The 14,416-nt window shown below is 54.8% G+C and carries 13 protein-coding genes; 5 read left to right on the top strand and 8 right to left on the bottom strand.

Annotated elements, in window-relative coordinates; genetic code table 11:
• Nucleotides 1-138: 138 nt before the first annotated feature.
• Nucleotides 139-1,002 carry a LysR substrate-binding domain-containing protein gene (locus tag AC2TAD_RS14035; protein WP_480868389.1) on the bottom strand — a complete coding sequence of 288 codons (864 nt, stop codon included), beginning with the start codon at nt 1,000-1,002 and terminating at the stop codon, nt 139-141.
• A gap of 171 nt (nt 1,003-1,173) precedes the next feature.
• Between AC2TAD_RS14035 and AC2TAD_RS14030 the strand changes: the two genes are divergently transcribed.
• Nucleotides 1,174-2,508, top strand: coding sequence for an SWIM zinc finger family protein (locus AC2TAD_RS14030; protein WP_480868387.1), 1,335 nt, complete (start codon nt 1,174-1,176; stop codon nt 2,506-2,508).
• Nucleotides 2,505-5,207: a DUF6493 family protein gene (locus tag AC2TAD_RS14025; RefSeq protein ID WP_480868385.1), complete on the top strand. Its 2,703-nt coding sequence runs from the start codon at nt 2,505-2,507 to the stop codon at nt 5,205-5,207. The genes AC2TAD_RS14030 and AC2TAD_RS14025 overlap by 4 nt, the downstream gene beginning before the upstream one ends.
• On the opposite strand, the gene AC2TAD_RS14020 is transcribed toward AC2TAD_RS14025, so the two are convergent.
• Genes AC2TAD_RS14020 through AC2TAD_RS14000 form a run of 5 tightly spaced genes read right to left on the bottom strand, consistent with a single transcriptional unit; the run spans nt 5,204 to nt 10,499 of the window.
• A complete protein-coding gene (locus tag AC2TAD_RS14020) occupies nt 5,204-6,115 on the bottom strand; it encodes an SMP-30/gluconolactonase/LRE family protein (RefSeq protein ID WP_480868384.1) in 912 nt (303 codons plus the stop codon). The two genes, AC2TAD_RS14025 and AC2TAD_RS14020, sit on opposite strands and share 4 nt — an antisense overlap.
• A complete protein-coding gene (locus AC2TAD_RS14015) occupies nt 6,112-7,089 on the bottom strand; it encodes an ABC transporter permease (RefSeq protein WP_480868383.1) in 978 nt (325 codons plus the stop codon). The genes AC2TAD_RS14020 and AC2TAD_RS14015 overlap by 4 nt, the downstream gene beginning before the upstream one ends.
• Nucleotides 7,086-8,012, bottom strand: a complete 927-nt coding sequence (locus AC2TAD_RS14010) for an ABC transporter permease (protein ID WP_480868381.1) — start codon at nt 8,010-8,012, stop codon at nt 7,086-7,088. The genes AC2TAD_RS14015 and AC2TAD_RS14010 overlap by 4 nt, the downstream gene beginning before the upstream one ends.
• The gene (locus AC2TAD_RS14005) at nt 8,009-9,481 is read right to left on the bottom strand and encodes an ATP-binding cassette domain-containing protein (RefSeq protein ID WP_480868379.1); all 1,473 of its coding nucleotides are present in this window, start codon (nt 9,479-9,481) and stop codon (nt 8,009-8,011) included. Before AC2TAD_RS14005 ends, AC2TAD_RS14010 begins: the two co-directional genes overlap by 4 nt.
• 4 nt (nt 9,482-9,485) lie before the next feature.
• Nucleotides 9,486-10,499: a substrate-binding domain-containing protein gene (locus AC2TAD_RS14000; protein WP_480868377.1), complete on the bottom strand. Its 1,014-nt coding sequence runs from the start codon at nt 10,497-10,499 to the stop codon at nt 9,486-9,488.
• A gap of 214 nt (nt 10,500-10,713) precedes the next feature.
• Here AC2TAD_RS14000 and AC2TAD_RS13995 point away from each other — a divergent pair, with 214 nt between their 5' ends.
• The 3 genes from AC2TAD_RS13995 to AC2TAD_RS13985 are packed head-to-tail and all read left to right on the top strand — an operon-like array spanning nt 10,714 to nt 12,632.
• Nucleotides 10,714-11,637, top strand: coding sequence for a sensor histidine kinase (locus AC2TAD_RS13995; RefSeq protein WP_480868375.1), 924 nt, complete (start codon nt 10,714-10,716; stop codon nt 11,635-11,637).
• Nucleotides 11,638-11,643: 6 nt separating this feature from the next.
• Nucleotides 11,644-11,904, top strand: a complete 261-nt coding sequence (locus tag AC2TAD_RS13990) for an ATP-binding protein (protein ID WP_480868533.1) — start codon at nt 11,644-11,646, stop codon at nt 11,902-11,904.
• On the top strand, nt 11,901-12,632 hold the full coding sequence (locus tag AC2TAD_RS13985; protein ID WP_480868373.1) for a response regulator transcription factor: 732 nt from the start codon (nt 11,901-11,903) through the stop codon (nt 12,630-12,632). The genes AC2TAD_RS13990 and AC2TAD_RS13985 overlap by 4 nt, the downstream gene beginning before the upstream one ends.
• Nucleotides 12,633-12,641: 9 nt before the next feature.
• Here the strand turns inward: AC2TAD_RS13985 and AC2TAD_RS13980 are convergent, their stop codons facing one another.
• Nucleotides 12,642-14,057: an FAD-binding oxidoreductase gene (locus AC2TAD_RS13980; protein ID WP_480868372.1), complete on the bottom strand. Its 1,416-nt coding sequence runs from the start codon at nt 14,055-14,057 to the stop codon at nt 12,642-12,644.
• Between the two features lie 77 nt (nt 14,058-14,134).
• On the bottom strand, nt 14,135-14,392 hold the full coding sequence (locus AC2TAD_RS13975; protein ID WP_170355157.1) for a DUF4242 domain-containing protein: 258 nt from the start codon (nt 14,390-14,392) through the stop codon (nt 14,135-14,137).
• Nucleotides 14,393-14,416: the final 24 nt, after the last annotated feature.

Raw genomic sequence — 14,416 nt, 5'->3', positions numbered from 1 at the left:
GAACCCTGGGTCCTGAGAGCTTTGACACATCTTAGACTGATGGTCAGAAAGAGAAAATGCCAGTCTAGGCTGAAGCCAGAAAACAGCGTGGTGTTCGCAACAAATGAGCCAGCCGAAATGGTTTGGAAGCAGCCAGCGTCACTTGGCTTCTAATGCTGTTTTAAAGAAGGATTGGACAAGTCGAGAGTCTCCGCGCTCTTTCAAATGTGCCAGATAATAGCGGGTCTCAACCTTTACATCTCTAAGCGGAATTGCGCGCAGATTGGGGTGAGAAACGAATTCGAAATCGGCGACGAAGCCGATTCCGATACCCTGTTCTACAGCTTTCCAAATAGCTTCCCTGCTTCCCAACTCCAGAATTGGATCCAGAACGACTCCTCGTTTTTCCGTTTCGGTTTCGATGGCCAGCCGCGTGGTGGAACCGACCTCGCGTCGGACTACTCGTTGTCGGTGAAGGTCGGCAATTGAGATACTTTCCTTATGGTAAAAAGGGTGGTCGGAATTTACGAACGCCACTACCTGGTGTTTGCTATAGAGCTGAGTTGTCACTCGGGGGTCAGATTGAACTTCGGCCAGGATGGCGACATCAGCGTCGTAGGACAGAATCCGATCAAAACACCTTTGCGAATTGCCAAACCAAACCTCAATGTCGATCGCCGGGTATTTGGATTTGAAGGCAACGATCATATCCGTTGCATGAAAAGGACCGACCGCGGCAATACTGAGGCGACCGGCGTGAAATCCCCGAAACGACTCCAGCAGCGTTTCGGCGTCAATCTCGGCCTGGTGCAATCGCGATGTAATGGCTAACAATTCTTCGCCTGCGTTGGTCAGATGTACTTCACGCCCAACGCGGTTGAAAAGTTGAATATTATAGCGGCTTTCGAGGTCTTTTACCTGTGTCGAGAGCGTAGGTTGCGTGATGTTGAGCTCCCTCGCGGCAGCCGAGAACCCTCGGAATGTCGCAACCGCATGGAAAGATCTGAGCTCGGATTTAAGCATTGAGAAAACCTGAATTTACATCCGCATTTATTAGAAAAGTATATATATCGAGCTCGGGTTGTTTGAAAGAAAAGACCAAATCCCGAGTTGCGATGGTTGCAAAGATTTCATTCAGCTAGCTACCATTGCTCAGAGTATTTACATCCTTTGACAGGTTTTTAGGGCTCCGGAATGAGCGGAATTGATTATATCTATAGCTATGATGGCCGCTCGTCCTTGGCGGGTTCCGGACAAGCCAAGTTTCTGCGATTGGCTTCGGACAAAGGCCAGCCAGAAAGCGCGCAAACTTATCTGAAAGCGAAAGCCATTCAGCCGGACCTGACCGCAAAAGCTCTGCGCGCGATATCTGAAATTGTTGGTTCACGATTCTATGTTCCGCCCGCCATGCTGGCGCGAATCCTGCGTGAAGCTGACCCGGTTGCGACTGTCGGGCGAGAATGTGTCCGGTTTGAAGGGTTTTCCGCCTGTTGCAGTGTGTATGCGCGACTGGACCTCGAGCAGGAGTCGCTTGAGGTGGAAAAGCGGAGAACTGGCACGACGAATGTGGATTTTGGGCCTGAATTGCGTGCTCTGTTGGCGCAGGTGAAACCGAGCGGCGAACTAACAATCGGAATCGGTTCATCCTTTGTAGATATTGCGCATGAAAAAGGCTGCGTAACAGAACGCAAAGTTCCGCTGCCGTTGCGCTGGCTGAAAGGGTTCGCCGAAGTGCAAGGGCATCTTGCAAGCATGGAGAAGGTTTTTTCCCTTCCGTCCGTACCGGCACAAAGGTTTTTGCGTACGTTGCCGCGTTCAAAAGCCGATCATTTGCTCTGGGTTTCTGCCGCGGGAAACCGAGTGCGAACGATGACGCGTAAAAGCGCTGATAGTGTACCTTTGTGTGGGGCGCATCGTTTACGTGTTTTGGAGACTCTGGCGAGTAAAGCGCGATATTTGAATGTTTATGGAAACCCGTCACTTGGAAGTTCTGCCTGGGAGTTGGATTTCGGCTCTCAGAGATTCACGTTGGTATTGAACGCAGAGCCTTGGCGCGGCTTTTCGGGGGATGGGCGGTTGCTGTCTGATTTGGTTCATCCGAACAGCTACGTTCCGATCATTCGCGCCCATTTGAATTGGCAAGATAGTCTCGACCTAGCGTTTTTGGGGCATGAACCTGGTGTATCAGGCGCAGACATTCGTCAGGCGATCTCACATCTGGCGGCAATTGGCCAAGTTGGTTTTGACCTTTCTCAAAACGCCTGGTTCCACCGGCAGCTCCCGTTTGGTCTGGAGCGTCTGCAGGCGCTCAACCCTCGTCTCAAGTCTGCGCGGGCGCTTTTTGACAGCAAGGCTGTGACGTTGTCGCAAACTGGCGCTGACGTAGTCAGTGAGAACGTCACTCACCGCGTGCGTCTCTCTCAAGACGGATACAGTTGTACTTGTCCGTGGTACGCCAAATATCAGACGACGCGGGGGCCCTGCAAGCATGTTCTTGCAGTAGAGATGGAGTTGGAGCGTTTGCATTGAACGAAACGGATTTCATCCGGTTGGTTACGACAAAGTCGGCCAAGCGTGTCCTGAAGGCACTGGCCGATCTTTCCGAAGAAGACCGCCGTAAACTTGCTCCAACTGCGCTGAAAGTTCAAAAGCGTCAGCAGAAAGCAGCCTGGGACGTTCGGTTTAACGGTCTCAAACCTCCAGTTGATCTCGCCAAGGATTTGGAGGCTTTAGGCGTGGCTGTCTTGGCAACGGCGCGCCCGTCCGAATATAGCTGCGGCGATTGGCGCATTCTGCCAAGTTCGATCCCGCTGGAGGAGGTTTTTGCCGTACTGAACCCAAGCTGGATGAACGCGTGGGCCGAAGCTGCGGTCGAAGACAACCCTAGATTGATCGCCACAATCCACGCCCTTGTTAACAAGGGGCTTTGCACCATCCCCAAAACTGATGCTTACATACTTGGATATTATGCTGGACAGGCCGGCATACCGGAATTGGCCCGCACACAATTTCTTGCCGAGGATGTCTGGCGGTTTTTTGAGGTCGAAGGCGGCGGCGACCTCAGCCTAGCCGCAAGCGATAAGTACTGTGGGCGAAATGTTTCATGGGCCAACTTACTGATCGAACTCAGCCGGGACGGGACTTTAGACAGGCAAAGGCTTCTGGATGCGTCCTTGGATGCGTTAGAGCGGGACTTTGGCCAGTTCAGGGCTGGGTGGTATTCCCGGTTCCACGTCGCCATGGACCCCACGGAAGATGAGATTGCAAGCCGGGCAAACCGTTACCTCGACTTGCTGAGCAGCCCTGTTCCACCCACTGTTGCATTCGCCCTGAAGTTTTTGAAACGGATGGACACAAATGGGGGGGTGGACCCGACTTTACTTGTGACTTCTATCGAACCGGCGCTTCAAAGTCGGCAAAAATCATCGGCAAAACTGGCGATAAAGCTATTGAAAAGCAGTGCCAAACGGCATCCCCAAAGCATGCGTGACGTGGCCAAAGTCGCCGTTTCGGCCCTGATATCTGAGGCCAGAGAGGTTCAGGCGCTGGCGCTTGATTTGGTCGAAGAACTTGATCAGGTGAAAGATGCCGAAATACAGGCTCGGATGAGGGATTACCTGGAGCTGGCAGCTCCTACTGTTCAAACTCGACTTGCCGCTCATCTGCAAGACGCTCCTGTCCAAACCAATGAAACACCTTACCCAACTCCATTGCTCGAAGAAGTCGTTCCAGTTGCGTCGGCGGAAGAAGCTGTTGAAACGTTTTTGGCGCTGCTCGAACACTGCGATGATGCAGTACTGACCGAGCGTGCTCTGGATGGCATGGCACGCTATGGAGCGTCGGCAAAGCCCTTGCTGAATCCTTTGGCCAAGCGGGCAAACCAGTTGAGGGCGCGCGGGATTGATGCTGGGCTTGAAAACAGAAGCCATCTGCAGATTCCTATTGCAGCTACGGCCCTCGCGTGGGCGCGCGGTAGCGATTTTGTGGCGGAAATAGAACCCTCCCTGCAGCCCCGGTACTCGGGTCATGTTCCTTTGGGAACCGATCCAAACAGCTTTGTTGGTATGTTCTCTGCGCGTTCTGCTGAACTGCTGGCATTTTTGCAGGCCGGTCTATCGGTACCCATGTTGTCTGCTCCGACCGACAATCGTGGTTACCTGGCTCCGCAAAAGCTGATCCAGCGTATGAATGAGTACCGTCAGAAGAAGTTGGTTCCGGGACAGGCGGATTTTAAGTTGGCGCTAATGCGACTCGCGCCAGAGGATCGCGAAGCGGCCCTTTTGGATTTCACGCCCGAAACCGAGGAAGAAAGAGCCCTGGCCTACGCAATGGGCGCAGATCACATACCCGAGAAAGATCCGCAATTATGGGCGCTTGCCTGGGCTTCACGGCTGCCATGCAGACCTGATCCCGCAGTGCAGAAGTTAGTCGGACACTCCATTCCCGGAGCGGGTGTACCAGCAATTTATACGTTCCACGCCGAAATTCGTCGGATCGACGAATATTTCTGGCCTATGCCGCGGGTGGACATTTCGCCTGAGATACCCAAGCATTTACCCCGAGAATTGGGTTTTGCTGTGCCGGCAAAGCTTGCGCACACATATCTTGGTGATCCAGGTGTCAGTTGGTTCACTCACCCAAGCCCGTGGGTCGGTCTACTGAGGCCCTCGCAATCAGAACTGTTTTTTCTGTCTGGTATCTTCGAGTTGGAACTCGACCAGAAGTTAACCAACCATTTCTGTCTGATGTTTTTGGACCCTTTCTTCAGACCGGGACTAAACACCGGTCCGATGTCTCACGCAATGTTGGCTTGGTATTTGGCTAGCGCTGATGAAGGGATCGGAACAAGCTCGGTTGATGCGTTTGCGACGATCATCGCGCAGAGGACGTTCAGTCCGACCGAATTCGGTGCCGCCGCCCGTCAGCTTGTCTTTTTCGCAGCGTTGCCGCTGCGGCGATGGACCAAGCGTTTGGCCGAGGTGGCAGTTGTTTCCGCTCAGCACGGCAAGGCGGTCAGACGCGCCTTGTCCTGGATGTTGGTGGACCTGCCCGACGATGTGCCACGAGATTTAGGTGGGCTGCTTGAGTTGCTGCACGAGTTGTGTACCGCGAGCGGCACGGGTCTTGAGAACACAGAAGCCGTCGTCGCCCTCAACAACATCAAGGTTGCGGGCAAAACAGGTAAGTTCGCCAAAATGCTGGTCGGTTTCAAAGGCCCTATAGACTAGGGTCTGGCTCCGGCCGAATTGACAAAGATCGAGTAGACGGACGTCGATGCGGTGATGAACAGAACATTTCCCCGCGCTCCACCAAAAGTCAGGTTGGCAACGGTTTCGGGCACTCTGATTTTTCCTAGCAGATCACCGTCAGGAGAAAATACATGAACCCCGTCCGCTGCCGAGCACCAGATATTGTCGTGTCGATCTACACGCAGCCCATCAGGAAGGCCGTTGTCAATCTCACAAAACTCAGCGCCGTTCGCAAGATTACCATCTTCACCCACATCAAAAACGCGAAGAACAGACGGTACAGATGGATCGTGGCTGCTGCCGGACTCCGCGATGAAAAGACGGGTTTCATCCTTTGAAAATGCCAGCCCGTTTGGTTGGACAAAGCTTTTCGTGACCGCAGTGATTTCAAACGAATTGGGATCGACACGATACACGAAACTGCCGTCCTGTTCGGGCTCGGCTTTGTACCCTTCCAAGTCTGACAGTATGCCATAGGTTGGATCCGAGAACCAAATGGAACCATCCTGTCGCACGACCACGTCGTTGGGAGAGTTCAGGCGTTTCCCCGCGTGGCGATCCGCAATCACAGACCTGCTGCCGTCGTGCTCGGTCCTGATCACCGATCTGGTTCCGTGATGGCAGGTTACCAGACGACCCATCGGATCGCGGGTGTTGCCGTTGGCATAGTCCGAATGCTGCCGGTAAACACTTACCCCTCCGTCGGGTGTCCACTGACATATCCGCGCGTTCGGAATGTCTGAAAACAGCAGCAGATTATGAACAGGAAACCAAACAGGACCTTCAGTCCAGATATGCCCCGCGGATATTCGGGAAAGCCCCACATTGGTGTGGATCAGATCGCGAAATTCCGGGCGTATAATTTCATATGTCTGCGAAAGGGTCATACATCGTATCCTTTGCGACTGGCCAATGCGACGACCCCGACGATAACGACACCGGTCAGTATCAACCGAATTCCGGCCCCTAGCCCGTACGAGTTCAGCATTGAGACGATCAAAAACATAAAGAGAGCGGCACCCCAGATACCGGGCACATTTGAATTGCCGCCACCGATGGATGATCCTCCGATCACGACCACGGCAATCGACATCAACATGTATTCGGTTCCCATGTTCAGGTTGGCCCCGCCCGAGAAGCTGGCGAGTAAAAACCCCGCAAGTGCAGCGCAGACGGCCGAGTTCACGTAGACGCCAAAACGTACCGCGTTGACGGGCACTCCGCTGAGACGGGCGGCGCGCAGGTTTTGACCGATTGCGGAAATCCAGCGGCCGGCAATTGCGCGCTCTAACACGACCCATGCGAGGATGGCCAACAGGATGCCGACTACGGCGATGTTCGGAATACCAAGTGCGCCACCGGTTGCGAATTCTGCCAACGGTTCGGGCGGTTTGATCCGCAGGCCCCGGTTCGACCAGATCGCAAGCGATTGGTACAGGAACGAGGCTGAAAGCGTGGCGATAATAGGCGGGATACGCAGCAACAGTATCAGGCCAAAGTTAATGACCCCGCAGCCGATACCAACCCCGATTGCGACCAGCAGGCCGGGCAGGATCATCGCGGTTTCACTGTCCATGAATTTCAAGGCAAGCGTGGCTGCCAAAGTCATCGAAGCTGGAATGGATAGGTCTACGTTGCCGGGACCCAAAGTGATAACCAGCATCTGACCAATGCCAACGATGGCAGAAAAAGACGCAAAGGTCAGGGCGGCGTAAAACAGCGATCCAGCCCCGGATCCGGCGATCAGACTGGTGGCGCCGAAGGTAATGGCAGCCGCAAGAAATGCCCAAATCCAGGGTTTGCTCAGTAACGCGCGGACAGAAGTTGCAGCGGTCATCGGTTCTGATGCGTTGTCGATCATGCAACGGCCCCTTTGCGGATGAAGACAAGCCGAACGGCAAGAACAAGGATCAGGATCGCGCCCTGCGCGCCAATCTGCCAGTCCGGTGACAGGCGCAGAAACGAAAGGAAACTGGCGGCCAGCGTTAAAGTCAAAGCACCAATCACGGCCCCGAAAGGAGAAATGCGACCGCCGACGAATTCTCCGCCGCCGAGAATCACGCCAGCTATCGACAACAGCGTATAACGCAGCGCGATATTGGCATCCGCGGCGGTTGTCAGCCCGACCAGAGACATCCCTGCAAGTACGCCAAACAGCCCCGCCAGCCCGTAGGCCGAGGCTCGCAACCGCACCAACGACCATCCTGCACGTTCCATTGCACGGTCATTTCCGCCGACACCCTGTAGGATCACTCCGACCCAAGATCGCTTGATCAAGAAGTGCACGGCCAACGCAATGACCAGTGGTGCAACAACGGCGATCGGAACCAGCGGAGTTTTCAGGCTCATTAGTGTTTTTAGCCATTCCGGCGACGCTCCACCGGGGGATGGCAGGATCAAGACCGCTAGGCCTCCCCAGACAAAGGACATGCCCAATGTAACAACGATGGCGGGCAATCCGCGCAATTGGATCAATGCGCCCAGCAGCGCGTAAGCCAAGATGGCTGCGGCCAGTATCATGTAGCCAATAACAGGGGTGTCATGGACAAATGTCGCCGTAACGCAGGCGCAAAAGCTGACAAACGTCCCGATGGAAAGGTCGATGTCATTTACCATGATGATCATCATTTGGGCGATGGTGGCCAAAGCCACTGGTATGGCAAGATTGAACAGCAGGTTCAGACCAAAATAGCTCATCGCGCGGGGCTGCAGATAGAACACGGCCCCCAACAATACAACAAGCGACAAAACCGGCAGGGCCAGGCGTAGACGATCGCCGCTCATTGCACTGCCTCCTGCATTTCGAATGAGGCATGCAGGATGTTTTCTTCGCTGATCTCATCACCGACCAGTTCTGCAGCGATTTCGCCAGCGCGAAACACAAAGACCCGGTCACATTCCAGGATTTCGTCGGTCTCGGTTGAGTACCAAAGAAAGCTGCGGCCTTTGGCGGCTTCGTTCTGAATCATTTGATAGACTTCTTTTTTCGTTCCGATATCCACGCCGCGCATCGGATCGTCCATCACGACCAAAGGGGCCGAGGATGCAAGGGCACGGGCAAACAGGACCTTTTGCTGATTGCCGCCGGACAGAGATAATATCGGGTTCAGCAAGTTGTCTGTGCGAATTCCGATCCGGTCTTTCCATTTCTGGACCAGCCCCGACTCGGCCGGTCGGTCTACCATCAAGCGCTTGCTGAACTCTGGCAAGGTCGTCAAAGATAGGTTCCGCAAAATGGACCATAGGGGCATCACACCGTCTCGGGCGCGGTCACCGGCCACGAAAACAACCTCGGGGCGCTTGCCTGATTTCCAGACGGAGGAATGGTCAAAGAAGATCTGAGCCAGCGCTTCGGCCTGCCCATGCCCGGCCAGACCGGCCAAACCCACGATCTCGCCCTGACGCGCGTTCAGCCCTATAGCAGAGCTGACAAGGACCGGTCCCAGCTCCCGTTCGGATCGCGCGCTGCCCTGCGCGTCGTCATCCGGTGCGACATGCCCCATTGCGTCAACGATGGATTGACGGGTAAACGCCTGTGCCGGCTTGTCATCGACGATTTGACCGTCTTTCATGATCACGATGCGGGTTGAGACGTCGAAAATTTCGCCCATCATGTGCGAAATGAACAGAACCGCTCCGCCCTCGGAACAGTAACGCTTGATATGGTCCAGCAACTGCTGAGCGATTGCCGCATCCAGCGACGAGGTTGGTTCGTCCAGAATAACCAGACTGGGCTCGCTGTCGCGGTCGGCGAAAGCGATGGCGATCTCGACCATTTGGCGTTCGGCAATACTAAGATCGCCAACTGTGGCGCGAGGGCGAATGCCATGGCCGGGAAAGACGAGGTCCAGCGCGTCCGACATTTTCTGCGACGCGACTTTGCGCCAGCCTTTGCGCGGCATATTGCGATACGGGATCCGCAGGTTTTCCAGGACCGTCAGATTTGGACAAAGCGATAGTTCCTGAAACACGCTACGCACTCCGGACGCTTGCGCGTTTTCACTGTTTTTAAGGGCGGGGTCCGAGACCCGATACCGAACCGCACCTTCTGTTGGGGTTAGACGCCCATTGATCACATTGGCCAGTGTTGATTTCCCTGCGCCGTTGTGGCCAACAAGACCAACACATTCCCCGGCCTTGATCTCGATCGACGCGGCCCGAAGCGCCTGAACCGGCCCAAGTGACATATGGGCCGCGTCCAGCGCGACAACCGGCGCATCAGGTGCGCCGGATATCGTTTGCATGTCTTTCATCGATTTACTTGGACGAAGCAATCACGGCCTTGGCATCTTCCAAGGAGTATTCGACATTCGCAACCGAACCCTTCGGCGTGGTTTTCAACGCGTCTTCAAGTTCGTCCTGTGAAATAGCCAGGAAGGGAACGGTAAGGTCCTTGGGCACCTCATTTCCGTCCAGAACCTGCTGCGCCACCCAGAAAGCCAGGGTGCTGACACTGGGTGCAATCGACAGCGAAGTCGTTTCATTACCGTTCGCGGCTTTTTCATCTGACCACCACTGCAGCTCATCCTGCCGGTTACCCATGACGATGGTTGGCATTGCCCGGTCGGTGGCTCCGATGGCTTGTGCGGCCCCATAGCCGTCACCGCCTTGGGTCACGACACCGACAATCTCGGGCAGGCTGGGCAAAATACCCGCAACGGCTTTCTGGGCCACGTCTTGAGCCCAATCGCCATGGACCGAACCCACGATTTCAAAGTTGGAGTTTTTCACTTCGTCATGGATGCCGGCGCTGATTTCATCGTCCACGAAAACGCCTGCCAAGCCCCTGATTTCAAGCAGGTTACCGCCTTCGGGATAGCGTTCAGCCAAGTATTTGACCTGTTCGCGACCCATTTGTTGGAAATCGACGGCGATGCGCCATGCGCAGGGTTCCTGTACGATACCGTCAAAGGATACAACGGTAATTCCGGCGTCACAGGCAGCTTTGACGGCGCCGTTGATCGCTGTGGGCGAGGCCGCGTTGATCACGATCGCATCATACCCCTGCAGGATCATGTTTTGAATTTGCGCAGCCTGCTCGGTGGCCTGGTTTTCGGACGTCGTAAAGGCATCAGTGGAAGCAACTTTACCGTCTGCAACCGCGGCCTCTCCGACTTTTTGCCAGCTTTCCAGCATCGCTTGGCGCCATGAATTACCGGCATAGTTGTTGGACAAGGCGATGCGCTTGTCCGATGTGTCCGCCACGACGTTAGTGGTTGCGAATACCGTGATCCCGGCGGCTGCGCCGAGCATAATGGCCTTGAGTGTCATTCTTTCCTCCCTCGGCGGCCGATCCGCCGCACAAATACCGCGCCCGCTCCTCCGGGACGATGTCGAAAAGATTCCCTGGCGTGTCCGAAAGGTTAAGAGTAGGACGCGCGCAAAGCTTGCGGGTTCCCGCAAAACTGTTGCGGTAATCCGCATGACAGGATCGGGGCAGACTTCTATACTCTGGTGTGCTGGCCAATTTACCGAAAGTGCGTCGATGGCTGATCTTGCCTACTACCTTAGAATTTCCAACCACCTGGCGAGAAACCTGGACATCAAATCCGCGCTGCGCTCGGTCAAGTCAGAGATTGACCGCATTCTGCAGGTCGATCATTTGGATGTTTGTCTCATCGACGACAAAGGATACTGGAACACAAGCTACGAAGTAGGTCTTCGCACAAGTTGGAGCCGTACGCGGGCTCCTGTAGAGGTATCTCCGGTACGCGATATATTGCGCGGCGAATGTGACAGTCTACTCACTGGAAATGCTTTGGAGGACCCGCGATACGTTTTCGAAGGCGCTGACTGCGGACCCATCATCAGGCATGAAATGCGCAGCCGTGTGAATGTTGCGATGAAGGTGCTTGGCCGTACGATCGGGGCACTGAACTGTTCTTCCCGAAAGCCGGATTTCTACGATGAACAGGCCTTGGAACAAGTGCGCAATATCGCAGATATCCTTGCCCCATATTTCTATGCCTTGCGTGCAAATGAACAAACGCGGCGCGAAGCGATCATGCGTGCGGAACTACAAGCCCGTGAGGAAGGTTTGCGTCTAGGTGCACTTAGCCTGACAGATGCGTTGGAACTGGAGCGCCAACGGATCAGCATGGACTTGCATGATCAGACTTTGGCCGACATGACCCGTATCAGTCGTGAGTTGGAGCGCTGTAAGACAGTTAAAGACATCGAAGCGCTACGCGGCAATTTGCAGACCTGCATCCAGGGTCTGCGAGAAATAATCGACACGTCTATTCCATCGTTGTTGGAACTGTTTGGCTTTCAACACGCTGTCCGGACTCATTTAGAGCGCGCGGTAGGCGCCGATCAGGACATTGAGATCGACGTGCGTGATTTTTCTGATGGTCTGATAGACGACCTGCCACAAACCAAGCGGATCGCTTTGTTTCGGATTGCATAAGAAGCCATCAACAATGCTGTGCGTCATGCGGATGCTTCTTCGATCCTGGTCGAGATCGAATGTCGCGAAGGGCTTCACTTGCGGATCAGGGACAATGGCGCAAGCGCCTCCGCACTCGAGACAAAAAAGGCGTCTGGTGGTCTGACCCATATGCGCACACGCGCCAGATTGATCGCTGCGCAGTTTGACATTCGGTGTTCTGAAGGCACTGAAATCAGTGTTTGTCTTCCGGTGTCCGAATGTCCCAACAGAAAGGTGAGTGCATGAAAGTTCTGTTGGTTGAAGACGACGCGATGCATGCCAATTACTTGAAGGAATTGGTTCAGGAAGCGTTGCCCGAAGCGTCGGAAGTGAGTCTGGCGACAAATGGCCGGGACGGAGAAATTCAGGCCCGCCAGGACGCCGTTGAAGCCATTGTCATGGACCTGCGCATGAAAGAGCGCAATGGTATCGAGGCCGCGCGCACCATTTGGTCAGAACGACCTGACACGCGTATTCTATTCTGGTCGAACTATTCGGATGAGGCATACTTGCGTGGCATTGCTCGGATCGTGCCGAAAGAGGCGGCTTATGGTTATGTCCTAAAGACGGCCAGCCCATCCCGGATGCATCTGGCGTTGCGGGCGGTGTTGCTTGAAGCCCAGATCATGGTGGATCGCGAGATCCATCAGATTCAAAGGGATCAGAGCCGGTCCGGTGAAGCCCTGACCGAGGTTGAACTAGCCATTCTGACCGATCTTGCGCTTGGCTTGCCGGATAAGGCGATTGCTGCCCGTCGCAAATTGGCGCTGCGCACGATACAAAACCGACTGCTGTCGATATACGAAAAACTGGATGTGAACGATTTGCTGATTAATACCGGCGAGGTCGCGATCAACAAGCGTGTCCGCGCCGTATCAAAAGCAATGACGTCTCAGATTCTGAACAACGAAGCCATCGTAGCAGCAGAGAAAGACCTCAGCAGCTGGTTGGCCCGATCGTCTTTTCCCGTATAGCGCCACGCGTCAGGCGGGCAGAATATTGTGGTTAAGCCGGAACAGATTTTCCGGATCATACTGCGCCTTGATTTTGGCCAGCCTCATCCCGTTTTCACCGTAGGCACCGGCCATGTGATCGGCCTCATCTTCGGGCATGAAATTGACATAGGCGCTGCCGGTGGCATGGGGCGTCATACGATCATAGAGCGCGCGTGCCCATGCAATGCATTCGTCGTCTTTTTGCGGGTCCTCCCACCGGGTATGGACGTTCATGATGAAATGCGCGGACCGTTCCGGATATGCGGTGGCGTCGGAAGACACGCGGGCCATGGCACCGCCCACATGCGCAATAAACACCTCGCATGCCGGGTCGGGCAAGCTGGAGATACCATTCAGCAACCCCGTTATCGCATCTGATGACAACGTGCTGAAATCGTGACTTTTCCAGTAGTTCCGTGCACCCGGTGTCAAAAGCGGGTCAAACGCCGCCTGCCAGTCCACAAAGGCGTGGGGCGAAATGACATCCACAATCGGAGAGCCCAACCCACGTAGTTCCTTCATGGCGTCCTCGCCATCTCCCATGGGGCCGGCATAGCAGGCGGCAAAGATCAGAACTTCCCGCCCGTGCCATTCTTCGGGCAGGAAGGGCAAAGGGGGCGCTTTGCGCATCACGCTCCAGACTGTCAATTCATCGGGTGCAGAATCCGCTATTTGCACATACTCGGCCAACAAGCCTGGCGCGGCTTCGATGGGGTGAACAATCAGTCCGGATAGGACCTGAGGACCGAGAGGATGCAGTTGGAATTCAAAGGAGGTGACGACGCCGAAATTCCCCCCGCCACCACGGATTGCCCAAAATAGATCGGGGTGGCTGGACGGTGATGCAGTGACGATCATACCTTCCGCTGTGACCACCTCGGCTGAAAGAAGGTTGTCGATAGTCATGCCAAACTTGCGTGTGGTCCAGCCGAAACCTCCACCCAGGGTCAATCCGGCTGTACCGGTTGTCGAGTTGATCCCGAGCGGAACGGCCAAGCCGTGGGCCTGCGTCTCGCGGTCAACGTCGCCCAGCAAGGCGCCAGGTGCGACTCGAGCGGTTCTGGCCATCGGGTCTACGTGGACCGATCGCATCTGGGACAAGTCCAGCATAACCGCATCGTCAGCAACAGCGTGACCGGCGATCTGATGTCCGCCCGATCGAACTGACATGACCAGACCAGCGTCCCTTACAAAATTCACTGCCTTTTGTACGTCGCTTGCACCCAAAGCCTGAATGACGAATCCAGGATGGCGATCCACGATACTGTTCCAGGTTGTGCGTGCTGCGTCGTATTCCGCAGTACCTTCGCAATACACGCCACCGCGTAAAGCCGCACTAAGATCATCCAGTGAAGACTGGTCAACTTGGGCCGAAGTCCCATGCAGAGTTTTTACGTCGAACATAATCGATGCCTTCCTTAATAATGGAAGGTCTCTTGCCACTTGCCTCTGATAGAAATTGGAGTTTCAATTATTGCGTCTTACGCGAAAACTCCCGGATCTATCCGATCTACCGGAGTTATAACATCTGCCGGAATATTCAGGCGCGCGGCTGCTTTTCTCAGGCTTTCCTCGTCAGGCGCTTCGTAAAGACAATAGGTTTTGCGTTTATCGGCACTAAGGAACGAGAAGATCCATTCGACCCCCTCCTCATCGTTGATTTCCTTGATGTGCGCTTTGCCGTCGTCCGTGATATTCAGCTGTTCGGCGAAATGGCGTTCTATAATATATCTTGGCATATGCACCCCCAGGGCATGCGTTTA

The organism is Ruegeria sp. HKCCD7628 (assembly GCF_057221005.1).
The sequence above is the reverse complement of the archived record's forward strand: the minus strand, read 5'-3'. Positions and strand labels throughout refer to the sequence as shown.